The organism is Mesorhizobium sp. M0701 (assembly GCF_040320365.1).
GTDB lineage: Bacteria > Pseudomonadota > Alphaproteobacteria > Rhizobiales > Rhizobiaceae > Mesorhizobium.
Genome location: NZ_JAMYPO010000012.1, coordinates 104,036 through 125,966, shown reverse-complemented (window position 1 = coordinate 125,966; position 21,931 = coordinate 104,036). Strand labels below are relative to the sequence as shown.

Annotated in this window: 18 protein-coding genes and 1 pseudogene; 11 read left to right on the top strand and 8 right to left on the bottom strand. The window is 62.8% G+C overall.

Annotated elements, in window-relative coordinates:
• Positions 1 to 272 precede the first annotated feature (272 nt).
• The 5 genes from NKI24_RS14725 to NKI24_RS14705 all read left to right on the top strand — a co-directional run bounded on the left by NKI24_RS14725 (position 273) and on the right by NKI24_RS14705 (position 5,571).
• Positions 273 to 1,256 (top strand): ABC transporter permease, encoded by a 984-nt coding sequence (locus NKI24_RS14725; RefSeq protein WP_502901459.1) that lies wholly within the window; start codon positions 273 to 275, stop codon positions 1,254 to 1,256.
• Between the two features lie 150 nt (positions 1,257 to 1,406).
• On the top strand, positions 1,407 to 2,345 hold the full coding sequence (locus NKI24_RS14720) for a sugar ABC transporter substrate-binding protein (protein ID WP_023674026.1): 939 nt from the start codon (positions 1,407 to 1,409) through the stop codon (positions 2,343 to 2,345).
• A 33-nt stretch (positions 2,346 to 2,378) separates the two neighbouring features.
• A complete protein-coding gene (locus NKI24_RS14715; RefSeq protein ID WP_352746215.1) occupies positions 2,379 to 3,887 on the top strand; it encodes a sugar ABC transporter ATP-binding protein in 1,509 nt (502 codons plus the stop codon).
• A 125-nt stretch (positions 3,888 to 4,012) separates the two neighbouring features.
• Positions 4,013 to 4,777, top strand: coding sequence for an SDR family oxidoreductase (locus NKI24_RS14710; RefSeq protein ID WP_352452542.1), 765 nt, complete (start codon positions 4,013 to 4,015; stop codon positions 4,775 to 4,777).
• 8 nt (positions 4,778 to 4,785) lie between these two features.
• Entirely contained in the window at positions 4,786 to 5,571 is a 786-nt protein-coding gene (locus tag NKI24_RS14705) for an SDR family oxidoreductase (RefSeq protein WP_352452541.1), read from the top strand.
• A gap of 57 nt (positions 5,572 to 5,628) precedes the next feature.
• On the opposite strand, the gene NKI24_RS14700 is transcribed toward NKI24_RS14705, so the two are convergent.
• On the bottom strand, positions 5,629 to 6,705 hold the full coding sequence (locus NKI24_RS14700) for a D-alanine--D-alanine ligase family protein (RefSeq protein WP_352452540.1): 1,077 nt from the start codon (positions 6,703 to 6,705) through the stop codon (positions 5,629 to 5,631).
• Positions 6,706 to 6,737: 32 nt separating this feature from the next.
• Positions 6,738 to 6,866: a hypothetical protein gene (locus NKI24_RS14695; protein ID WP_352452539.1), complete on the bottom strand. Its 129-nt coding sequence runs from the start codon at positions 6,864 to 6,866 to the stop codon at positions 6,738 to 6,740.
• Between the two features lie 400 nt (positions 6,867 to 7,266).
• On the opposite strand from NKI24_RS14695, the gene NKI24_RS14690 reads away from it, so the two are divergent.
• The 4 genes from NKI24_RS14690 to NKI24_RS14675 all read left to right on the top strand — a co-directional run bounded on the left by NKI24_RS14690 (position 7,267) and on the right by NKI24_RS14675 (position 13,089).
• Positions 7,267 to 8,238 (top strand): ABC transporter substrate-binding protein, encoded by a 972-nt coding sequence (locus NKI24_RS14690; RefSeq protein ID WP_031211023.1) that lies wholly within the window; start codon positions 7,267 to 7,269, stop codon positions 8,236 to 8,238.
• A 74-nt stretch (positions 8,239 to 8,312) separates the two neighbouring features.
• Positions 8,313 to 9,389, top strand: a complete 1,077-nt coding sequence (locus NKI24_RS14685; protein ID WP_352452538.1) for a quaternary amine ABC transporter ATP-binding protein — start codon at positions 8,313 to 8,315, stop codon at positions 9,387 to 9,389.
• Entirely contained in the window at positions 9,386 to 11,368 is a 1,983-nt protein-coding gene (locus tag NKI24_RS14680) for an ABC transporter permease (protein ID WP_352452537.1), read from the top strand. The genes NKI24_RS14685 and NKI24_RS14680 overlap by 4 nt, the downstream gene beginning before the upstream one ends.
• Before the next feature lie 158 nt (positions 11,369 to 11,526).
• Complete coding sequence (locus NKI24_RS14675) at positions 11,527 to 13,089, top strand: hypothetical protein (protein ID WP_352746210.1); 1,563 nt, start codon at positions 11,527 to 11,529, stop codon at positions 13,087 to 13,089.
• A gap of 123 nt (positions 13,090 to 13,212) precedes the next feature.
• Here the strand turns inward: NKI24_RS14675 and NKI24_RS14670 are convergent, their stop codons facing one another.
• From NKI24_RS14670 to NKI24_RS14650, 5 genes and pseudogenes are all read right to left on the bottom strand, one after another.
• Positions 13,213 to 14,394, bottom strand: coding sequence for a M20 aminoacylase family protein (locus NKI24_RS14670; RefSeq protein WP_352746208.1), 1,182 nt, complete (start codon positions 14,392 to 14,394; stop codon positions 13,213 to 13,215).
• A 45-nt stretch (positions 14,395 to 14,439) separates the two neighbouring features.
• Positions 14,440 to 15,211, bottom strand: a pseudogene (locus NKI24_RS14665) (amino acid ABC transporter ATP-binding protein).
• Positions 15,198 to 16,118: an amino acid ABC transporter permease gene (locus tag NKI24_RS14660; RefSeq protein ID WP_352746205.1), complete on the bottom strand. Its 921-nt coding sequence runs from the start codon at positions 16,116 to 16,118 to the stop codon at positions 15,198 to 15,200. The pseudogene NKI24_RS14665 and the gene NKI24_RS14660 overlap by 14 nt, the downstream one beginning before the upstream one ends.
• An 8-nt stretch (positions 16,119 to 16,126) precedes the next feature.
• Positions 16,127 to 16,957 (bottom strand): ABC transporter substrate-binding protein, encoded by an 831-nt coding sequence (locus NKI24_RS14655; RefSeq protein ID WP_502901458.1) that lies wholly within the window; start codon positions 16,955 to 16,957, stop codon positions 16,127 to 16,129.
• A gap of 72 nt (positions 16,958 to 17,029) precedes the next feature.
• Complete coding sequence (locus tag NKI24_RS14650; protein ID WP_352746200.1) at positions 17,030 to 18,004, bottom strand: substrate-binding domain-containing protein; 975 nt, start codon at positions 18,002 to 18,004, stop codon at positions 17,030 to 17,032.
• 109 nt (positions 18,005 to 18,113) lie between these two features.
• On the opposite strand from NKI24_RS14650, the gene NKI24_RS14645 reads away from it, so the two are divergent.
• Positions 18,114 to 19,451 carry an aminotransferase-like domain-containing protein gene (locus NKI24_RS14645; RefSeq protein ID WP_352746198.1) on the top strand — a complete coding sequence of 446 codons (1,338 nt, stop codon included), beginning with the start codon at positions 18,114 to 18,116 and terminating at the stop codon, positions 19,449 to 19,451.
• A 26-nt stretch (positions 19,452 to 19,477) separates the two neighbouring features.
• Here the strand turns inward: NKI24_RS14645 and NKI24_RS14640 are convergent, their stop codons facing one another.
• Positions 19,478 to 20,836 carry a trimethylamine monooxygenase gene (locus NKI24_RS14640; protein ID WP_352746195.1) on the bottom strand — a complete coding sequence of 453 codons (1,359 nt, stop codon included), beginning with the start codon at positions 20,834 to 20,836 and terminating at the stop codon, positions 19,478 to 19,480.
• A 260-nt stretch (positions 20,837 to 21,096) separates the two neighbouring features.
• Between NKI24_RS14640 and NKI24_RS14635 the strand changes: the two genes are divergently transcribed.
• Entirely contained in the window at positions 21,097 to 21,813 is a 717-nt protein-coding gene (locus NKI24_RS14635) for a helix-turn-helix domain-containing protein (protein WP_352746192.1), read from the top strand.
• Positions 21,814 to 21,931 lie beyond the last annotated feature (118 nt).

Here is a 21,931-nt window from a genome sequence, read left to right as displayed (position 1 = left end):
ATATTCCAATCCGGCGACTTCGAAATGCCCAAGATTTCGGAGACCTTGCGTAAGGCAAACCGACGGACAGCGCAAACCCGTCGTCGAATGAAGCGGCAGGCCTTGACAATTTTCCGACGAACAGTTTAGCTGAACAAAATTGCATGTTAAAGATAAATTGTTCACAGGGAGGGGCCTGGTGAGCAAAGTGGCCCGGTGATGCAGCGCCGGATTGCTGTGGAGGAGACAAAGTGGCTGTGAGCAACGACGCAAGCAATTTGAAGGCAGGCGAGTTGAAGGCAGGCTCTGGCGCACAGGCTACGGCGGGCGCAAGGTTTTCGGCTGTCTTTGCCGGAACCATGGGGCCGCTGATCGGGCTGGTTCTGCTGTGCCTGGCGCTCTCGCTGACCACCGACACCTTCCTGACCATCCGCAACATCCTCAACGTGCTCGACCAGGTCACCGTGCTCGGCATCATGGCGATCGGCATGACGCTGGTCATCCTGATCGGCGGCATCGACCTGTCCGTCGGCTCGGTGCTGGCGCTGGCTTCCATGGTGATGGGCTTCGTCGCCCATCCGGACTATCTCAATCTCGGCCTGCCCGCCGGCATCGCCGCGGCCCTCGTCGTCGCCGGTCTTTGCGGGCTGCTTTCGGGCCTGCTGGTCACGATCACCAAGCTGCCGCCCTTCATCGCCACGTTGGCGATGATGTCGGTGGCGCGCGGCCTCGCCAACATGATCACCGACGGCTCGCAGATCGTCGGCTTTCCCGACTGGTTCACCAGCCTGTCGATCATCCGCCATTTCGGCTTCCTCTCGGTCACCGTCGGGCTGATGATCGTGCTTGCCGTCATTTTCGCGATCTTCCTGAATTTTCGCGCTACCGGCCGTAGCCTGTACGCAATCGGCGGCAGCGCCGAAGTCGCCCGGCTGTCCGGCATACCAGTCAAGTCGCTGACAAACTGGGTCTATGCGATCTGCGCCGTGCTGGCCGGTCTCGCCGGCATCGTGCTTGCCGCCCGACTCGATTCCGTCCAGCCGAGCTCCGGCCTTGGCTACGAACTCGACACCATCGCGGCGGTGGTGATCGGCGGCGCCAGCCTGTCGGGCGGCGTCGGTTCGATCGGCGGCACAGCCATCGGCGTCCTCATCATCGGCGTGCTGCGCAACGGGCTGAACCTGCTCGGTGTCTCGCCCTTCATCCAGCAAGTGGTTATCGGAGTGGTGATCGCGCTGGCGGTGGCCACCGACACTTGGCGGCGCCGAGCACAATGAAGAATGGGGCACAATGAAGAATTGGGCTCAATGAGATTCGCCCCGATATTCGGGCGAAAACGGATCGGTGATCCGAAACTGGGAGTTGTTCGGCCAAGGGGCGCCGCGATGCGCGGGCAGGACAGATTGAACATCAACGGAGGAATAAACATGCTGACCAAACGTTCATTGCTGCTTGCCGCCGCGGCCGTCATCCCGCTGCTTGGCCTGTCCGACATGGCCTCGGCCAAGGAGGCCAAAAAGCTCGGCCTCGCCGTCGCCAATCTGCAGGCCGACTTCTTCAACCAGATCAAGCAGTCCGTCGAAGCCTACGGCAAGGAAAAGGGCATCGAGGTCGTTACCGTCGACGCCAAGGGCGATTCGGCGACCCAGGTCAGCCAGGTGCAGGACCTGATCACGCAGAACATCGATGCGCTGATCTATATTCCAGCCGGCGCCACCGCCGCCACCGTGCCGACCAAGACCGCCAAGGCTGCCGGCATCCCAGTCGTCAATGTCGACCGCAACGCCGATGGCGCGCCCGGCGATACCTTCATCGCAACCAACAGCGTGGCATCGGCCAAGGCGGTTTGCGACTACATCGCCAAGCAGGCCGGCGGCAAGGGCGAGCTGATCATCATCCACGGCCAGAAGGGCACGACGCCCGAAGTCGACCGCTCGAAGGGCTGCGGCGAAGCGCTGAAAGGCTATCCCGACATCAAGGTTGTCGGAGAATTGTGGAGCGAAGGCTGGCACCAGGACGAAGGCTTCAAGCTGACGCAGGATCTGTTGCAGTCGCACCCCGACGTGTCGATCGTCATCGGCCAGGCCGACGCGCTGGCGCTCGGTGCGGCGCAGGCCGTCAAGGTCGCCAATCCCGGCCACAAGGTCTGGGTTGCCGGCTTCGACGGCGACGTGGCGGCGCTCAAGGCACTGAAGGACGGCGTCTTCGACGTGACCGCGACCCAGCAGACCCAGGGCATGGGCCGGCTCGCCGTCGATGCAGCAATCAAGCTGGTGGCCGGCGAGACCATTCCCGCCGAACAGCTGCAGGATGCGACGCTGACCACCAAGGACAATGTCGAGCAGTTCATCGCCAAGCATCCCTGATTGAGATCAGTCCGGCAATCGACGAGCGCAACGATGTCCACCGATCCTCGCCACACGCACAGCCCCCATAACGGGCTCGTCGTCAGCGGCCTCTGCAAAAGCTACGGGCCGGTGCAGGTCCTGGCCGATGCGAGCTTCGAGGTGCGGCCGGGCGAGGTCGTGGCGCTGCTTGGCGAAAACGGCGCCGGCAAGTCGACTGTCTCGAACATCATCGCCGGGTCGACGAAACCCGATGCCGGCACCATCACCTGGCGGGGGAACGCTTATTCCCCCGCCAATCCTGCCGCGGCGATCGACGCCGGCATCGGCATGATCCACCAGGAGCTGAAGCTCTTGCCCGATCTGTCGGTCGCCGAAAACGTCTATGTCGGGCGCCTGCCGATGCGTGGCGGCCGCATCGACCGCGCGGCAATGAATGCACGGGCATCGGCCCAATTGAAGCGCCTCGGCCTCGATGTCTCGCCCGAGCGCAAGGTGCGCACGCTGCGTATCGCCGCCCAGCAGCAGGTCGAGATCGCCAAGGCGCTGACGCTCAATGCCGAGCTGCTGATCTTCGACGAACCAACGGCAGCCCTTGGCGGCGAGGAAACGGAGCTCCTGTTCCAGCAAATCCGCAAGCTCAAGGCGGAAGGCATGTCCTTCATCTATATCAGCCACCGGCTGGACGAGATCGCCCAGATCGCCGACCGCGTGGTGGTGATGCGCGACGGGCGCATCGTCGCCCGGCACGAGCGCGCCGATATTCCGGTGCGCACTGTCGTCGAGCAAATGGTCGGCCGCAGTGTCGAGCGGATGTTCCCTACGATATCGGCGCCGGGCAACGACACGCTGCTCGAGGTCGAGAACCTGTCCTCGCCGGAACGCAGCTTTCAAAATGTCAGCTTTTCAGTGCGGGCCGGCGAAATCCTCGGCATTGCCGGGCTGATCGGCGCCGGACGCACGGAGCTGGTGCGGGCGATCGCCGGTGCCGATCCGATCTCATCGGGATCGGTGCGCGTCGCCGGCAAGCCGGTGCATCTCCATGGCCCGGCGGCGGCGATCAAGGCCGGCGTCGTCCTGGTACCGGAAGACCGCAAGGCGCAGGGCGTGGTGCTCGACCAGACGATCGGCGAGAACCTGGCGATCGGCAATTTCGACCATGTGGCGCCGAATGGATGGGTGTTTCCGAAGGCAGTGCAGAAATTCGCCGAGGCCGGCATTCGCCGGCTTGGCGTCAAGGGCCGGCCGAACCAGGCGGTCAGCAAGCTTTCAGGCGGCAACCAGCAGAAGGTGATCATCGCCAAATGGGTGTCGCGCCCGCCCAAGGTGTTCATCCTGGACGAGCCGACGCGCGGCATCGACGTCGGTGCACGCGCCGCGATCTATGATGTCATCGCCGACCTTGCCCGTTCCGGCATGGCGGTGGTGGTGGTGAGTTCCGACCTCGAGGAAGTGCTCGGCCTGTCGCATCGTGTGCTGGTGCTGAGCCGCGGCCGGCAACGCGGCATTCTCGACCGCAGCGAAGCAAGCAATATCGCCGTGATGGAACTCGCCACGAGCTAGGACGCCCATCGAAACAAAGCGCAGCAGGTGGTATCCTCCCGGGCACCAGACCGCGCGGGGCGCCAGCAACAGAGTTGGCGCCCCTTTATTTCCGGAGGACGGCGGTTGGAGCAGAGGGACCGACGATGAAATTATTCGACCTTCATGGTGACGTGGCACTTGTGACAGGCGCCGGCAGCGGCATCGGGCAGGCAATCGCCATTGGGCTGGCCGAGGCCGGCGCCGACATAGCCTGCTTCGGCCACGCCTCGAAAGGCGGGCTGGAGGAGACCGCGCACCGGATCACGGCACTCGGCCGCAAGGCGCTGGTGCTGAACGGCACAGTGACTTCAGAGACCGATCTCGCGGCCGCGATAGAGCGTACGGAGAAGGAACTCGGCGCGTTGACCATCGCCGTCAACAATGCCGGCGTCGCCGGAGCTGAGCCGGCAGAGACGCTGTCGCTGGAGAAATGGCAGAAGCTCTATGACGTCAATGTCAGCGGCGTGTTCCTGTCCTGCCAGGCCGAGGCCCGCGCCATGCTGACGCGGCGCAAGGGCTCGATTATCAACATCGCGTCGATGTCGGGCTCGATCGTCAATCGCGGCCTGACCCAGGCGCATTACAATTCGTCGAAGGCCGCGGTGATCCACATGTCGAAGAGCCTCGCCATGGAATGGGCCGATCGCGGCTTGCGCGTCAATGTCGTCAGCCCCGGCTACACGCTGACGCCGATGAACAAGCGGCCGGAGGTCGCCGACCAGGTCAGGATCTTTGAGCGCGACACGCCGATGGGCCGCATGGCGGCGCCGGAAGAGATGGTCGGCCCGACCGTGTTCCTGGCCAGCCGCGCCGCGAGTTTCGTCACCGGCATCGACCTGATCGTCGATGGCGGCTTTGTCTGCTGGTAGGAGAAAAGATGCAGAAGCGATTCCTAGGAAAAACGGCGGTCATCACCGGCGCCAGCGGCGGCATTGGCGCGGCAATGGCCAGGCGCTTCGCGGCGGAAGGTGCCGCGGTCGTCGTCAGCGCCATCGACCCGCGCGTCGAAGAGGTCGCCGCCGATCTCAAGGCTACGGGCGCCAGGGTCGCATCGCTGCGCATGGACGTGACCAAAAAGGACGAGGTCGTCGCCCTCTATGACCTGGCCGAGCAACAGTTCGGCCGCGTCGACATCTCCGTACAGAATGCCGGTGTCATCACCATCGCCAGGATCGAGGCGATGACCGAGGCCGAATGGGACAAGGTGATGGCGGTCAACACCAAGGGCGTGTTCCTGTGCTGCCAGGAGGCGATCGCGCGCATTCGCAAGCATGGCGACGGCGGCCGGCTGATCAACACCGCATCCGGCCAGGCGCGGCAGGGCTTTATCTACACGCCGCATTATGCGGCCTCGAAATTCGGCGTCGTCGGCGTCACCCAGAGCCTGGCCAAGGAAGTGGCCAAGGAGAAGATCACCGTCAACGCGATCTGCCCCGGCATCATCGACACCGATATGTGGGCCTATAACGATGCCGCATGGGGCAAGTTGATGGGCGACTACAAGCCCGGCGAGCTGATGGCCGAATGGGTGAAGAACATCCCGATGGGCCGCGCCGGCAGCGGCGAAGATGTCTCCGGCCTGGTCAGCTTTCTGGCCAGCGACGATGCGGCCTACATCACCGGCCAGACCATCAATGTCGATGGCGGCCTGATCATGTCGTGAGCGGCGGCGCGGGCCAACGTACCATCCACCGGGATCTGAAAGCCCGCTTCGCTGCGTTCAGACTGGTCGGCCGGCCCGTGCCAATCCATGCTCCACGAGCCGGTCGATGATTTCGGAATAGCTGACGCCGCTCGCCGCCATTGCCTTGGAATACATGCTGATATCGGTGAAGCCGGGGATGGTGTTGATTTCATTGACCAAGAACTGCATGTCCGGTGTCAGGAAAAAGTCGACGCGCGCCATCCCGTCACAGCCGACGGCTCTGAAAGCCCTTGCGGCCACGTCCCGCATGGCTGCCTCGACCTCCGGCGGCAGTTCGGCCGGCACTCTTAGCGCCGCGCCGTTCTCGTCGATGTATTTGGCATCGTAGCTGTAGAAATCGTGGCTTTCGGCCGGCACGATCTCGCCTGGCCGCGAGACGAACAGGTCGCCTCCCGGGTCCTCCAACACGCTATATTCGATCTCGCGCCCACGAATGAATTCCTCAGCCAACAGCTTGCAATCGTGCCGGAAGGCTTCAGCAAGCGCTCCATCGAATTCCTGGCTGGCATGGACTTTTCCGACGCCGACAGACGATCCCTGACGCGCCGGTTTGATGAAGAACGGCAGGCCGAGTTCGCTTTCCAGTGCAGCGAGGGCGGGTGCCGCACCTTCATGGATCGTCACTGAGCGCGCGATTGGCAGCCCCGCCGCTTCCAGGAGCCGTTTGGCGATGTCCTTGTCCAGCGCGGTTGCCGAACCCAGGATGCCGCAGCCGGCGAGCGGCACCCGAGCCACCTCGGCCACCCCCTGTACCGAGCCGTCTTCGCCATGAGGGCCGTGCAGGACAGGAAACAGGATGTCGATCTTCGGCAGATCATAGGGCGTGCCGTCGGCCGGGATCGCCATCATCCGTCCGCGCCCACCCGGAACCAGGCAAACTTCCGTGCCGGCCGCAGGTTTTGCGAGCGTACCATCCTGGAAGCTGCTCAGCAGCCACTGTCCTTCGCTCGTGACGAAGATTGGGAGGGCATCGTATTTGGCGGACAGCAGCGCACGCATGACATTGGTTGCTGAAAGCACCGAAACGTCATGTTCGGCGGAACGTCCGCCAAAGAGCACGGCAATTCGCAGTCTGTTCAAGGAAGAGGTCATGAAAGCCTCGGATATGATCTGGTGTTGAAAGGTCACAAGCCGGCGGCGATCCCGCGTTTGGCGAAGACGTAAGGCATTTTGGTCTGCTGCATTGTATCGGTACCCTGTCCTTGCGGCTCGCACACGGGATGACCGGCAATCTTGGCTTTTTTCAAACTCATCTACGGGTCCCGCAGAAAGACGGGCCGTGAAATTGGCACCGGCGTTAATCGTTGCGCGACGTGAACGTTGGTATATATAATTTCATCCCATGAAAGTGGCTCTGGGCGAGTTGCCGAGCCAACAGCCGAGATCATGGGACTTTTGATGGTTTGCCCCTCAAGACCGGCGATCGATCCGTGGATGACTGCCTTGGTAGCAATCCTTCGGCAGTCATGACGCGGCCGGTCCCGCCACATCTTCACCAATTTGGGCACCACCCCCGTTTTGCGCCGGCATCCGCTTCGGCAGCATTGTGGCGCCTACGGCCTTGCGCAACGACCAGCTTTTCCAACACAATCAAAAAAGACGCAAGAAGGGAACGAACGATAACGTCCACCAGAGCTTGACAGGAGAACAAGCATGTCACTTCGGAGCATGATTTCGAATTTCTCAATGGGAGCCTTAACACTTGCCGCAGCCGCACTGACATCTTCGGCCTATGCGGCAGCGCCGGAATCCAACGACCCGATCAAGATCGCACTGTTCGACTGGACCAGCGTCAATCTGAACGCCAAGATCCTCGGCGGCATCCTCGAAAAGCTCGGCTATACCGTCGAGTATCCGACCGCCGACTATCTCTCCAGCCTGACCACCGGCCTGACCAATGGCGACATTGATGTCGGCCTGGAATTCTGGGACACGACGGCCGGCGAGGCGATGAAGGCCTCGGACGCGACGGGCCAGACCGAACGCCTCGGCAAGCTCGGACCCAAGGCCAAGGAAGAATGGTGGTTTCCCGAATATATGAAAGAGAAATGCCCCGGCCTGCCGAACTGGGAAGCGCTGAAAGACCCGAAATGCGCCGAGGCCTTTTCGACGGCCGAAACCACACCGAAGGGGCGCTATCTCGGCGGCCCGGTGACATGGGAAGGTTTTGACGACGAACGCGTCGAGGCGCTGAAACTGCCCTTCACCGTCATCCATGCCGGCACCGATGCGGCGATGTTCGCCGAACTGGACTCGGCCTATCAGCGCAAGGCGCCGATCATGCTGTGGATCTATTCGCCGCATTGGGCGCCGGCCAAATACAAGGGCGAATGGGTCGAATTCCCCGACTATACGACAGAGTGCTACACCGACCCGAAATGGGGTGTGAACCCCGACGCGAAATATGACTGCGGCAAGCCGCATGGCGAGATCTGGAAATATTCCTGGGCCGGCATGAAGGACAAATGGCCTGTCGCCTACAAGGTCGCGAAAAACTACACGGTCGACACCGACGAGCTCAACAAGATGAGCGGCGAGATCGATCTCGAAGGCAAGACGCCGGAAGACGTCGCCGCCGCCTGGATCGCCGCCCACGAAGCCGACTGGAAAGCCTGGGCCGAGTGACCGTCTGACTGGAAATCCGACGACCCGGCCATCCGTGGTCGGGTCTCGATCCCGTGTTCCAGAAGGACGATCGCATGACCGATACGATTGAACAGGCGGCGAAAGCGGGCAACGATGCCCGCCCGACAAAGCTTGCCTGTCACAATGTCTGGAAGCTGTTCGGGGCGGACGCGGCCAATTTCATCCGCCGGCGCGACGGCAAGGCCAGCCTGGCGGACATCGCCGCTGCCGGACTGGTTGGCGCGGTGCGCGCCGTCGATCTCGAAATCCGCCAAGGCGAGATCTTCATCATCATGGGACTTTCGGGGTCCGGCAAATCGACGCTGGTGCGCTGCATGTCGCGGCTGATCGAGCCGACCCACGGCAAGGTCGAGTTTGAAGGCAAGGACCTGCTCAAGATTTCCGATGCCGCGCTGATCGAGCTGCGACGCCACCGCATGGGCATGGTGTTCCAGAATTTTGCCTTGCTGCCGCATCTCAACGTACTGGAGAACATTGCCTTCCCCCTCGGCATCCAGGGGCAGGACCGGCCGACGCGCGAGGCGCGCGCGCGGGAAGTGATCGAGCTGGTCGGCTTGCGCGGTCGCGAGCATTTCTATCCGCGCGAGCTTTCCGGCGGCCAGCAGCAGCGTGTCGGCATCGCCCGCAGCCTCGCCACGAAGCCGGAAATCTGGTTCCTCGACGAGCCGTTCTCGGCCCTCGATCCGCTGATCCGCCGTGAGATGCAGGACGAGCTGATGCGGCTGCAGACCATGCTGCACAAGACCATCGTCTTCATCACCCATGATTTCGACGAGGCCATCCGGCTGGCCGACCGGATCGCCATCATGAAGGACGGCGAGGTGATCCAAATCGGCACGCCGGAAGAGCTGGTGGTCAACCCGGCGACCGACTATGTCGCCGAATTCACCCGCGACGTCGACCGCGCCAAGGTGATCTCGGCGCGCAGCCTGATGCGCGCCTGCGACGGCGCCGAGTACGGCGGCACGGTCGCGCCGGATGCCAAGATATCAAGTTTTTCGGCTGATATCGTCTCTGCCGGCAAGCCCTTCGCGGTGGTCAACGGCACCGGCAAGCCGATCGGCGAAGTCACGCCGCAGGCGGTGATCGATCTTCTCGCCGGCATAGAACGTCGTGGGGCCGGCGCATGACGGTCACGGCAAGCGCCAGCGCAGCGAGGCCCCGACCGGTTCAAACCTGGCTGGCGATCTGGGCCTGCGCGCTCGCCGCCGTGCTTATTGTCTTCCTGCTGCAGGAAAGCCTGCCCTGGGCGGTCAATTACCCGGCCGGCGCGATCGTTCCCGTCGCAGACTGGGTCGGTGCGCTGATGAACTGGGTGAAGTCGAACTTCTCCTGGCTGACCCGCTCGATCACCGCGGTGCTCGGCGTGCCGCTCGATTTCGCGCTCGCTCTTCTGGCCAAGAATTTCAAGATCGGCCATGGCGCGGATATGATCGTCTTGCCGCGCCTGTCCTGGGTCGGCGTCTGCGCTACCGCCTATCTTGCCGGGCGCGCCGCCGGCGGCTGGAAGCTGGGTGCGCTGGCCGGCGGCTGTTTTCTCTACATCGCGCTGTTCGGGCAGTGGACCAGCGCCATGCTGACGCTGGGCTTGATCTCGATCGCCGTGCCGTTTTGCATTGTCACCGGGCTGTTCGCCGGCATCTGGGCATGGCGCAAGCCTTGGGCGGAGAGGTTGTTGATCTCCCCTGCCCTCGATCTGATGCAGACGATCCCGACCTTCGCCTATCTGATCCCGATGCTGCTTCTGTTCGGCAACAGCCCGGTCTCGGCAATGATCGCGACGGCAATTTTCGCGACGCCGCCAATGGTGCGGGCGACGATGCTCGGCCTGTCGCGGGTGCCGTCGGAGATCGACGATTTCAGCGAGATGGCCGGCTGCACGGCACGGCAGAAACTGTGGCGGGTGCTGTTGCCGTCGGCGCGGCCGACATTGATGGTCGGCGTCAACCAGGTCATCATGCTGGCGCTCAATATGGTGATCATCGCCTCGATGATCGGCGCCGGTGGGCTCGGCTATGACGTGCTTTTGGCGTTGCGCGCGCTCAAGGTCGGCGAGGCCATGGAAGCTGGCCTCGCCATTGTCGCGCTGGCAATTGCACTCGACCGGCTGAGCCAGGCGATCGCGCACAATCACGCCAAGGGCAATGTCCGCCATCAGGCCAGCACCAGTTTCTGGCGACGCTATCCCAATCTGACGCTGGCCGTCGCCATTCTCGCCGCCACCACGCTGCTCGGCCTGTTCGTGCCGGCCTTTGCCGCGGTGCCGAAAGCGATCACCTTGACCACCGCGCCTTTGTGGAAGGCGGCGGTGAACTGGATCACCATCAACTTCTTCGACACGATCGAAGCGTTCCGCGTGGCGCTTATCCTCAATGTGCTGAACCCGGTGCGCGCCTTCTGCGAGGGCTTTCCGTGGCTGGGCGCGGTGTGTCTCCTCGGCCTTGCCGGCTACCAGCTCGGCGGCTTGCGCCTCGCCGCCCTGGTCGCGGCTTTGACAGCGTTCTGCGCCGTCACCGGACTTTGGGAAAAGACCATGGCGACGGTCTATTTGTGCGGCATCTCGGCCTTTGTCGCCTGCCTGATCGGCATCCCGATCGGGCTGATGGCATCGCGCAGCGACCGCTTCGAAAAGATCGTCACGCCGGTCATCGACACGCTGCAGGTGCTGCCGTCGTTCTGCTTCATCATTCCGGTGGTCATGCTGTTCAGGGTCGGCGACGTCACCGCGATGATCGCCACCGTCGCGTTCGCCGTGGTGCCGGCCATCCGCTATACCAATCACGGCATTCGACAGGTGCCGCCGGCGCTGATCGAGGCGGCGAAGGTTTCCGGCTGCACCAGGCGCCAGACCTTCTTTCGCGTGCAGCTGCCGCTGGCGTTGCCCGAGATCATGCTCGGCGTCAACCAGACCATCCTGATGGCACTGGCGATGATCATCATCTGCGCCATGGTCGGCACGCGCGATCTCGGCCAGGAGGTGTTCATCGCCCTATCCAAGGCCGATTCCGGCCGCGGCATCGTCGCCGGCCTGGCCATCGCCTTCATCGGCATCGTCGCAGACCGGCTGTTCAACGCCTGGACGGCGAAGGCTCGGGCAAGGCTGGGATAGTCCGGAATAGGACGGCCTCAGGAAACTGCCGCCAAGCGCGCCGTTAACGAGGCACCGATCCCTACACCTAAAGACATAGCCATTCGGGATTATTGCTCGTTCTTGCCTCACATCGTACGGCTGTGATGGGACGGGTAGGCTCAACAGGAGAGCGGATAATGTCTAAACGCGTTCCCTTTACTACCGGTGATCTAGCAGATCATCAGCGGGGTATCGATGACGCCCTCACAGGCGATCCGAATACGAATATCTTGACCGGCGACGCTGGCGGCAGCCTGCTCGATTTCTCAAGAGGCGGCAACGACACCTTTACGGAAACCGCACCGTCGACCTACACCTTCTACGGCGACGCGGCTCGGAGCTTGTTCAATTTTGCTCGGGGCGGTGACGATACCTTCACCACGGGGCTGTCATCCTCCACCACCACTGCCTTTGGTGACGCGGGCGACGATATGTCGGACCATAGCAGGGGCGGCAACGATACCTTCAACAGTGGAGTGGCAAGGCAGGTAGTCGATACCTTCTATGGTGACGCCGGCGGCAAGATGTTCGGCTATGCCCGGGGCGGGGATGACACTTTCCTGACCCAAACCAAACAAGGAACTGCCCACACCTTCTACGGTGATGCGGGCGGCGAAATGTCGGACCACAGCAAGGGCGGCAACGACACCTTCCAGGGTTCCCAACAGGCCACCAACACTTTCTTCGGTGACGCCGCCACCAACATGTCCGGCAATGCCCAAGGCGGCGACGACAGCTTTACGAGCCGGACCGACTCCGTCAATATTTTCTACGGTGATGCCGGCGGCGATATGTCAGGCCACAGCAAGGGTGGCAACGACACCTTCACGAGCAGCTTCTTTTCCACCAACACTTTCTTCGGCGATGCCGGCGGCAACATGTATGACCACGCTCAGGGCGGCGACGACCATTACACGGACACGGGTGGGGCGCTTCTGAGCAAAACTCTCTATGGCGATGCGGGCGGTGATCTTTCCGGTTTCGCCGAGGGCGGCAACGACAACTTCACGAGCGCTGGTGGGTCCCAGATAAGTTTCTACGGTGACGCGGGCGCCAACATGTCCGACCACTCTCGCGGTGGCGACGACACGGCCGTGCTGCAAGGCACTCATAATTTAGGGTATGGCGATGCGGTCACGATGCTCGGCAGCGCTGTGGGCGGCAATGATTCCCTGACTGGTGGCGACAGGAACTCCGGTCCGGATGTTCTAAGCGAGTTGTACGGCGACGCCCTCGCTATGTCCGGTTCCGCCAGGGGCGGCAACGACATTCTTACCGGGGGCCACAACAGCGAAAGCGGCCAGGTCCGCAACTTCCTGTGCGGCGACGCTCTACAAATGTCCGGTTCGGCTCTGGGCGGAAACGATACCCTGTATGCCGGGAGCGCGGCACCCGGCTGCACCGTCATCAACGACATGTGGGGTGACGGGCAACTGAGCGAACTGGCTCAGGGCGGCAGAGATCAATTCATATTCAAGGACGATGGTTCAATGACGGTCGGAACCCAAAACACCATCTACGACTTCAGCCAGACCCAAGGCGACACCATTGTATTTAGTGGCGTGGAGGGCGTGCAATCGTTCGATGATCTCACAATTGCGCAAAGTGGAACCGACACCATCATTACCGCAGGAGTCGATCAAGTTACTCTCGCAAACTTTACAAGCCCGCTGACGACGAGTGACTTTTTGTTTGTCTGAAAGCGAAGCTCTTATCGCATTCGAAGAGGGGGAATGCGTGAGAATTCGTTGAGCATCGTCGCGCGGCCGGTCGCCCCAATAATGCTCGACCGGCCGATCGACAATCCCAGCCGCAGTCATGGATCAGGCGGCCAGGAATCTCTCGGTCAAACGAGCCCAGAGCGCTGCGCCGACGGTCAGATTGCCGTCGTTGAAATCATATTTCGAGCTGTGCAGGATGGCTGAATCCTCGCCGTTTCCAAGGCGCAGGAAGCAACCGGGTTTGTGTTCGAGGAAATAAGAAAAATCTTCGCTGCCGGGGATCAACGGGCAGACGGACACCTTGTCCTGACCGACGAGTTCGACAGCGATGTCTGTCGCAAAGGACGTCTCGCGCTCGGAATTGACCACCACCGGGTAGCCGCGCTCGTAATCGATCTCGACCGTTGCGCCATGCGCCTGCGCCACAAGTGCTGCGATATTGCGAATACGCTGCTCGAGCGTGTCGCGGATCTCGGCAGAGAAGGAGCGGACGCTCAGCGTGATTTCGGCGTGTTCCGGGATGACGTTGGAGGCCGTGCCTCCGTGAATCGTGCCGACGGTGACGACAGCCGTCTCGATCGGGTTGACGTTGCGCGACACAACCGTCTGCAGGGTCATGACGATGTTGGCGGCAGCGACGATCGGGTCGACCGTCAGGTGCGGACGCGAGGCGTGGCCGCCACGCCCGGCGATCCTGATGGTGACGGTATCGCTCGCCGCCATCAGCGGCCCGGCGCGCATCAGGAACGAACCCGTCGGCGCGCCCGGGTGCTTGTGCAGCCCGAATATCGCATCGCAGGGAAAGCGCTCGAACAGGCCGTCGGCGATCATCGCCTGCGCCCCGCTTCCCTTGCCGGCTTCCTCGGCCGGCTGGAAGATGAGGTTCACCGTGCCGTTGAAATGCCGTGTGTGCGCCAGGTATTCGGCGGCGCCGAGCAGCATCGTGGTGTGGCCGTCATGACCGCAGGCGTGCATCTTGCCGCTGGCCTGGCTGGCATAAGGGAGATTGGTAGCTTCGGTGATCGGCAGGGCGTCCATGTCGGCACGGATGGCGATGCTGCGGCCGCTGCCCTGGCGCAGGCGACCGACGACGCCGAGCCCGCCGACATTGCGCGTCACCTCATAGCCCCAGCTTTCGAGCCGTTCGGCAACGTATGCAGCCGTTTCGTGCTCCTGGAATGAAAGCTCGGGATGCGCGTGCAGGTGCTGGCGGGCCGCTGCAAGCTCGGCGGCCTTGTCGGCGAAGTCGGAAATATCGGCGAACTGGTTGGAGGTCTTTGGCATGGGAGGTCCTTTGCCGGCCGAGCAGGTGCCGCGCCGGCTTTGCTTTTAGATGAAACGGCTCAAGAAAGCCCGCGTGCGCGGGTGCCTGGGTTTGGCGAGAACCTCGTCCGGAGGCCCGGCCTCGATCACATTACCGTCGTCCATGAACACCACCCGATCCGCCGCTTCGCGGGCGAAGCCGATCTCATGCGTGACCACGATCATGGTCAAGCCCTGCCTGGCGAGATCGCGCATGGTGGCGAGCACCTCGCCGACCAGCTCCGGATCGAGCGCCGAGGTCGGCTCGTCGAAGAGCATCAATTTCGGGCGGATGGCGAGCGCACGGGCGATGGCGACGCGCTGCTGCTGGCCGCCTGAAAGCTGGCGCGGATAGGCGTCGATCTTCGGCAAGACCGACACGGGTCAGCAGTTCGCGGGCGTAGCCGATCGCCTCCTTGCGGTTCTCCCGGTGAACGCCGACCGGAGCCTCGATGACGTTCTGCAGGGTCGTCATGTGCGGATAGAGATTGAACTGCTGGAACACCATGCCGATCTTGCGCCGCTGCGCGGCGATCGCCCGGTCGGAAAGCTTGTCGAGGCGGCCGTCGTGCAACCGGTAACCGATCTGCTCGCCGTCCACCTCGATCGACCCCTGGTCGATCGCCTCGAGATGATTGATGCATCGCAGGAAGGTCGACTTTCCGGAGCCGGACGGTCCGAGAATGACCACCACCTCGCCAGGCGCGACGTCCAGATCAATGCCCTTCAGCACCTCGAGCGGGCCGAAGGCCTTGTGAACGTTGCGCGCCCGGACCAGGGGCATGTCATGCGCGCTCATTGGCGGCCTCGAGGGTGGCGGTCGCGGTCTTCTCGCGCGCGCCGCGGTCGCCGCGGCTGTAGTGGCGTTCGATCGCGCCTTGCGCGACATTGAGGACCGAGGTGATCAGCAGGTACCACAGCACTGCAACCATCAGCAGCGGAATGATTTCGAAGGTGCGGTTGTAGATCGACTGCACCGAGTAGAGCAGGTCGGCCATGGCGATGACGCTGACAAGCGACGTTGCCTTGATCATGCTGATCAGCTGATTGCCGGTCGGCGGCACGATCGACCGCATCGCCTGCGGGATGATGATGCGCCGCAAGGCCCGCGCGCGGGTCATGCCGAAGGCTTCAGCCGTTTCGGCCTGTCCCTTGTCCACCGACAGCAGCCCGCCACGGATGATCTCGGCCATGTAGGCGGCCTCGTTCAGCGCCAGACCAAGAACGGCGGCCGTCAAGGGCGTAATCAGGTCGTTGGTGTTCCAACTGGCGAAGCCGATGGAAATGCGCGGAAACAGCGTCGAAAGGTTGTACCACAGGATCAATTGCACCAGCAGCGGCGTTCCCCGGAAGAACCAGATGAACAGGCCGGAGAGAAAGGATGCCAGCCTGTCGCTCGACATGCGCGCGATGGCGAGCAGCAGGCCGAGCACGATGCCCAGGATCATAGCCACGACCGTCAGGCCGAGCGTCACCGAAAGCCCCTGCATGACCGTCGGATCGAAGAAATACTGGGCGACCACCGGCCAGCCGAAATTCGGGTTGACTGCAACGATATAGGCGAAGCCGGCCGCCACGGCAACGGTGAACGCCCAGAGCGCCAGCCGGACGAGCGGAAACGGCCTGTGGGCTCGTTTGACGTCGCGCAGCGCGTCGTCGGGACGTCGCGGCAGCCCGGCCGCGTAGGCAGCGGTGGCGTCGGTCATGGCAGCCTCTACTGGCCCTGGTTGATGCCTGGCGCATCGATCATGTTCTTCTCGAGACCCCACTTCTTCATGACCGCGGCGTAGGTGCCGTTCTTCATCAGGATCTTGAAGGCGTCGAGCAGCACGCCGCCCAGCGGCGAGCCCTTCTTGACGACGGCGCCTTGATAGATGTCCTTGAAGCCGTTGGCCTGGCCGACCCCGGCGAGTTCCAGCTGGCCCTTCGCCTGCTCGACGAAATAGGTCAGCGGCGCCTGCGAGGAGAAGAATGCGTCGGAGCGTTTCGACCGGACGGCCAGTATCGAGCTCGGCTGGTCGGTGAAGGATTGCACCTCGACGGCCGGCTTGCCCCCCTCGGTGCATTTCTGCGCCTGCTGCTTGATGACCTTTTCGGCCGAGCCACCCGACATGACGGCGATGCGCTTGCCGCACGCGGTGTCGAGCGAGGTGATGCCTTGCGGGTTGCCGTTCTCGACGGCGAAGACGACGTATTCGCGCACCCAATCGATGAAGTCGTTGGATTTCTGCCGGTCCGGATAGTCGCCGACAGGCCCCATCGCGAACTGATAACGGCCGGCATTGATGCCGCTCAGCAAAGCCGGCAGGCCGGCGACCGAGGCATGATCGATCTCGACACCGAGCAGCTGGCCGATGGCGTCGGAAATGTCCTTGGTCGCCCCCGACAGTTCGGTGCCGGTGACGATCTCATAGGGCGGGAATGAGCCGTTGTTGACGGCGGTGATCTTTCCCGCCGTGCGGATCTCTTCCGGCAGCCGGGCCCGCAAATCCTCGTTCACCGATTGCTTCTGGATATCCTGGGCAAAGCTGGCCTGCGCCAGCATGGTGACGAGCGAGGCGAATATGAAGCTGATTGTCCTCATGGCATTCTCCTTCGTGTTCTTCGTTGTGCGTTGTCAGGCTGCGGTGGCCCGCGATCTGGCCTCGAAAGGAAACAAGGCTTCGGCGGAAATCGGTTCCGCCAGAATGCCCTGGGCATGGAGCTCGGTGACGAAATCCTCGATCATGCGCCGGTTGGCCGGCAGGCCGCTGGCGTTCCAGGAGGCAGGCAGGTCGCGCCCCGCATGAAGCAGCTCCTCGAGGATCCAGGGCGAGGTATCGGCATATTTTCGGCGCTTTGCCGTCCAGACGCGCTGGCTTTCGTCGATCAGCCTGGCGAGTTCCTGCGGCAGCCAGGGGTGCTCCCTGACCAGGGCGGCCTTGACGGCGACCAGATGCATGCCCGGGACATAACCGACGTCGGCGAAATAGGCGCGTTCGGCCGCGCGAAAATCGCGCAGCACTTGCCGGAAGCCGGAAGCCGGGCCGAAAAAGCCGTCCGGCATGAAGGGCGTGAAAACGGCATCGAGCTCGCCTTGCGCCAGCAACTCCATCATCGGGCGCTCGCCCGGTGCTGCTTCGATGCGCCCCGGCCTGCCGAATCCGTCGAGGCGGTCGGCGATCGGGTGCCCCGATGTCAGCCTGCCGGCGAACCAATAGGCATCCTCGACGCCGACGCCTTCCCGGCGAAGCGCCGCGCGCGTCCATGTGTTACCGGAATCGCGCCAGCCGGTCACGCCGATGCGTTTGCCGGCAAGGTCGGAAAGCCGTTCCAGCGGGCTGGTCTCGACCGTTATGATGCAGCGATGGCGAAAGCCGCGCATGATGAAGCACGGTAATCCAACCACCGTATCGACGCCCGAAGCCATGGCCGACACATAACGGCTGAATGAGACCTCCGCCGCATCGAAGTTCGGATCGGTACCGATATCCGCGATCAGCGTGGCGACACGATCAACCTTCACCGACAAGCGGCTCGAAATAACGTCACCCAGCACCAAAGGGGTGAGATAGTCCCAATCGCGGGTGGCTACAGTGATGGAAACGGGCATCGGCATGAACTTCAACGCTATGTTTGACCGGCGATTGGTAAATGTTTATTTTTGCCCGATCAAATGTTATTATGTTATTGAACATTAGCTTTGATGGTCGCGGGTGCCGATGGATTTCGATGCAGGATGGTTCGCTGATCGCCTTGGCGACCGCACGATGCGCGGCATCGCGCGCGAGACCAGTGCGCTGATCAGAAGCGGCGCGCTGCCTGTCGGCGCAAAGCTTCCGCCGGTGCGCGATCTGGCCTATGTGCTTGGCGTCAGCCCGGCGACGGTCTCGCAGGCGTGGAGCGAGTTGCGGCGCTACAAGATCATCGGCGGCCGCGGACGCAACGGCACCTGGATCATGGGCAACCGCTTTGCCGCCCGGCCCGAGCGCCACATGAGCGGCGGCAATTACGGACAGGATGTTCTGAACCTGGCGATCGCGGAGCCCGATGTAAAGCTCTTGCCGCCGCTCGACATCGCGCTGGCGCATGGTGCGCGCGCCGAAAAGCTCAACAGCTACGAGCGGGTGCGCATCCTGCCCGAGCTGGAGGCCGCAGTGCGCCCGTCATGGCCGTACGATCCCGGCGCGTTCCTGGCCACCAATGGCGGTTACAACGCCATCTACACCTTGCTGCATGCGCTGGTCCCGCCGGGGGCGCCGGTAGCCATCGAGAACCCGACGGCGCTTCGCCTGCTCGACATCCTCGAGGATCTCGACGTGCCGATCATCCCCGTGGATTGCGACAGCGACGGTCCCTTGCCGGATGCACTTGCCAACGCTCTGCGGCAGCGGCCCGTCGCGTTCCTGTTCCAGCCGCGCGTCCATTCGGTTACCGGCGCCTGCATGTCGTCGGCGCGGCTGGAAGTCATCGGCGACCTGCTCGCCGGCACCGACGTGCTGATTGTCGAAGATGACGGCGTCGGCGATATTGCCTCGGCGCCGCGCATTTCGCTTGGCCGGCGTTTTCCCGATCGCGTCGTCCATATCCTGTCCTATTCCAAGACCCATGGCCCGGATCTGCGGCTCGCCGTGCTGTCCGGATCGGCGACGATCGTCGAGCAGATCCAGTCCTATCGCAGCTTCAGCTCGGGATGGACCAGCCGCATCCTGCAGGCAGCCACCGCCTGGCTGCTGCAAGACCCGGCCACGGCCGCCCTGGTGGAGCAGGCGAAGGAGGTATACCGCGGCCGTCGCGAACGGCTCGCTGGCGAACTGGCGAAACGCAACGTCGCGATCGACGCCGGACATGGGCTCAGCGTCCTCATTCCCGTTGCCTCGGAACCTTACGCGATGGTCACGCTGGCTGCACATGGTATCGCGGTCCATGCCGGGGCGAAGTTTTCGACCGGAAAGACCAGCGCCGTGCGCGTCGCGACCAGCATCTTGAGTGAGGAGCACCTCGAGCACGTCGCAAATTCCCTGGCGCTTGCAGCCGACCCGGCGCGGGAAGTTGTCTGAGGCAAGGCAATCGTCGTTCGGACTGCCTACTCCGCCGCGACGCCCTTCACTTCGAGATAGCTCTCCATCGAATCGTCCATCGCCTGCAGCCACGGCGTATGGTGCAGCGGCGCCATCGTGCCGGTCATCAGCGAGCGATAGGAATGGTCGCGGAAGCCCATAATGTCTTCCGCCTTGTGGTGCTCCCACTCCATGAAGGTCTGATTGACAGCCTCGACATCGAAGCCGGGATAGTCGGTCTGCTCCATCAGCTCCCTGGTGTAGTCGCCCTGGAACCAGATCATCTGCTCGGCGTCTTCAAGTGTTTCTTCACGTGCCCGCCATTTCCGGCCGTGCTCGGCCATCGCTTCGGCCGACGGCAGCTTGATGCGGCCCATGATGACGTCGCGGGCGAGCCAGGCCTGCGCGTCGAACATGTTGAAGGTGTAGAACTGGTCCTGCATGCCGATATAGGACAGCTTCGGGTTTTTCTCCCAGACGACGCCCTCGTAGAGCCCGTCCGGCCACATACGGTTTGCGGTCTTCAGCTTCAAATCCTCGGTGAGGAACGGGAAGGAATGGAGGTAGCCGGTGCACAGGATGATGGCGTCGACGTCTTTGGTGCTGCCGTCCTTGAAATGCGCCGTCTTGCCGACGACCTTCTGCAGAAGCGGCACTTCCTTCCAGTTCTCCGGCCATTTGAAGCCCATCGGCTTCGAGCGGTAGCTGGAGGTGATCGATCTGGCGCCGTATTTGTAGCATTGCGAACCGATGTCCTCGGCTGAATAGGAGCGGCCGATGATTAAAATGTCCTTGCCCTTGAATTCCATGGCGTCGCGGAAATCGTGGCTGTGCAGGATACGGCCGTTGAAGGTCGAAAAGCCCTCGAAATAGGGAACGTTGGGCACGGAGAAATGCCCCGAAGCGACGACGACATTATCGAACTCTTCCGAATAGGTGACGTCGTTGGTGCGGTCATGCGCGGTGACCGTGAATTTTTTTGACGTTTCGGAAAAGGTGACCATGCGCACCGGGCTGTTGAAGCGCACCCATTGGCGCACGCCGGATTTTTCGACGCGGCCCTTGATATAGTCCCACAGCACGGCGCGCGGCGGATAGGAGCCGATCGGCCGGCCGAAATGCTCCTCGAAGGTGTAGTCGGCGAATTCGAGGCATTCCTTCGGGCCGTTCGACCAGAGATAGCGGTACATCGAGCCGTGCACCGGATCGCCGTGCTCGTCGAGGCCGGTGCGCCAGGTGTAGTTCCACAGGCCGCCCCAGTCGGACTGCTTTTCGAAGCAGACGATCTCGGGAATATCGGCGCCCTTGTCGGCGGCCGACTTGAAGGCCCTGAGCTGGGCCATGCCGGACGGCCCGGCTCCGATGACGGCAACACGATCTTTCATTGCGGGCCTCCCGATCTCATTTCCCTAACGAAACAAATTTCACTGACAGGACAGTAATTGCCCCTTCGATGCTGTCAACAGGGCTTGTCGCGAAACCGCGTTTCGCCCAGCTGGATTTCCAAGCGACGCAGTAGCTCGGGGCGAAATCCGGACATTGCGCAATTCGACACGGGTGGCTTGCCGTGGCAGTTGCACTTCTGTATCGGCACCGAATATGTTCACCGTGAGTGAAATGAATCGGCAAGGTCCGGGGTGGCAACATGGCGAAAAAAGCATCCAGTCTAAAGCCCGCTGCGGCCGTCGCGGGCAAAGCCAAGCCGTCGGTTGCTGCAATCGATCCGCGCAAGATACGCGCGCCGCTCACCCAGAACCCGCACGCCATTCGCGACACCCGCGAAAAAGTGCTGGAGGTCGCCATCGGCCGCGAGGTGCGGGCATTCCGCAAGAAGCTCGGCATTACGGTGGCCGATCTGGCTGCCGCCACCGACATTTCGCTTGGCATGCTGTCGAAGATCGAGAACGGCATCACCTCGCCATCGCTGACCACGTTGCAGGCGCTGTCACGGGCGCTCGGCGTTCCCGTCACCGCCTTCTTCCGCCGCTTCGAGGAAGAGCGCAGTGCCGTCTTCGTCAAGGCCGGCGAAGGCCTCGACGTCGAGCGCCGTGGCACGCGCGCCGGCCACCAGTACAATCTGCTCGGCCATATCGGCTCCAACACCAGCGGCGTCGTCGTCGAACCCTATCTGATCACGCTGACCGAGGATTCCGACGTGTTCCCGACCTTCCAGCACGAGGGCATGGAATTCCTCTATATGCTCGAGGGCGAGGTGGTTTACCGGCACGGCAGCAATCTCTACCCGATGAAGCCCGGCGACAGCCTGTTCTTCGACGCCGATGCGCCGCACGGACCGGAAGTGCTGAGCGTTCTGCCGATGCGCTATCTGTCGATCATATGCTACCCGCAGAGCGCGGGGTGAGAGCTCGATCTCCCCCTTCGTGGGGGAGATCGACAGCTTCGCCGACGACGCCTCTCTTGCAGCGTTGGCGATTGGCGAAAGCCGAAGTAAATCCAATCTCCCCCCTTGAGGGGGAGAT

What these genes read in the sequence shown, in the direction of transcription:
- NKI24_RS14720 (WP_023674026.1), top strand. Translation starts at nt 1,407, where the DNA reads ATGCTGACCAAACGTTCATTGCTGCTTGCCGCCGCGGCCGTCATCCCG.
- NKI24_RS14715 (WP_352746215.1), top strand. Translation starts at nt 2,379, where the DNA reads ATGTCCACCGATCCTCGCCACACGCACAGCCCCCATAACGGGCTCGTC.
- NKI24_RS14710 (WP_352452542.1), top strand. Translation starts at nt 4,013, where the DNA reads ATGAAATTATTCGACCTTCATGGTGACGTGGCACTTGTGACAGGCGCC.
- NKI24_RS14705 (WP_352452541.1), top strand. Translation starts at nt 4,786, where the DNA reads ATGCAGAAGCGATTCCTAGGAAAAACGGCGGTCATCACCGGCGCCAGC.
- NKI24_RS14700 (WP_352452540.1), bottom strand. Translation starts at nt 6,705, where the DNA reads ATGACCTCTTCCTTGAACAGACTGCGAATTGCCGTGCTCTTTGGCGGA.
- NKI24_RS14695 (WP_352452539.1), bottom strand. Translation starts at nt 6,866, where the DNA reads ATGAGTTTGAAAAAAGCCAAGATTGCCGGTCATCCCGTGTGCGAGCCG.
- NKI24_RS14690 (WP_031211023.1), top strand. Translation starts at nt 7,267, where the DNA reads ATGTCACTTCGGAGCATGATTTCGAATTTCTCAATGGGAGCCTTAACA.
- NKI24_RS14685 (WP_352452538.1), top strand. Translation starts at nt 8,313, where the DNA reads ATGACCGATACGATTGAACAGGCGGCGAAAGCGGGCAACGATGCCCGC.
- NKI24_RS14680 (WP_352452537.1), top strand. Translation starts at nt 9,386, where the DNA reads ATGACGGTCACGGCAAGCGCCAGCGCAGCGAGGCCCCGACCGGTTCAA.
- NKI24_RS14675 (WP_352746210.1), top strand. Translation starts at nt 11,527, where the DNA reads ATGTCTAAACGCGTTCCCTTTACTACCGGTGATCTAGCAGATCATCAG.
- NKI24_RS14670 (WP_352746208.1), bottom strand. Translation starts at nt 14,394, where the DNA reads ATGCCAAAGACCTCCAACCAGTTCGCCGATATTTCCGACTTCGCCGAC.
- NKI24_RS14660 (WP_352746205.1), bottom strand. Translation starts at nt 16,118, where the DNA reads ATGACCGACGCCACCGCTGCCTACGCGGCCGGGCTGCCGCGACGTCCC.
- NKI24_RS14655 (WP_502901458.1), bottom strand. Translation starts at nt 16,957, where the DNA reads ATGCTGGCGCAGGCCAGCTTTGCCCAGGATATCCAGAAGCAATCGGTG.
- NKI24_RS14650 (WP_352746200.1), bottom strand. Translation starts at nt 18,004, where the DNA reads ATGCCCGTTTCCATCACTGTAGCCACCCGCGATTGGGACTATCTCACC.
- NKI24_RS14645 (WP_352746198.1), top strand. Translation starts at nt 18,114, where the DNA reads ATGGATTTCGATGCAGGATGGTTCGCTGATCGCCTTGGCGACCGCACG.
- NKI24_RS14640 (WP_352746195.1), bottom strand. Translation starts at nt 20,836, where the DNA reads ATGAAAGATCGTGTTGCCGTCATCGGAGCCGGGCCGTCCGGCATGGCC.
- NKI24_RS14635 (WP_352746192.1), top strand. Translation starts at nt 21,097, where the DNA reads ATGGCGAAAAAAGCATCCAGTCTAAAGCCCGCTGCGGCCGTCGCGGGC.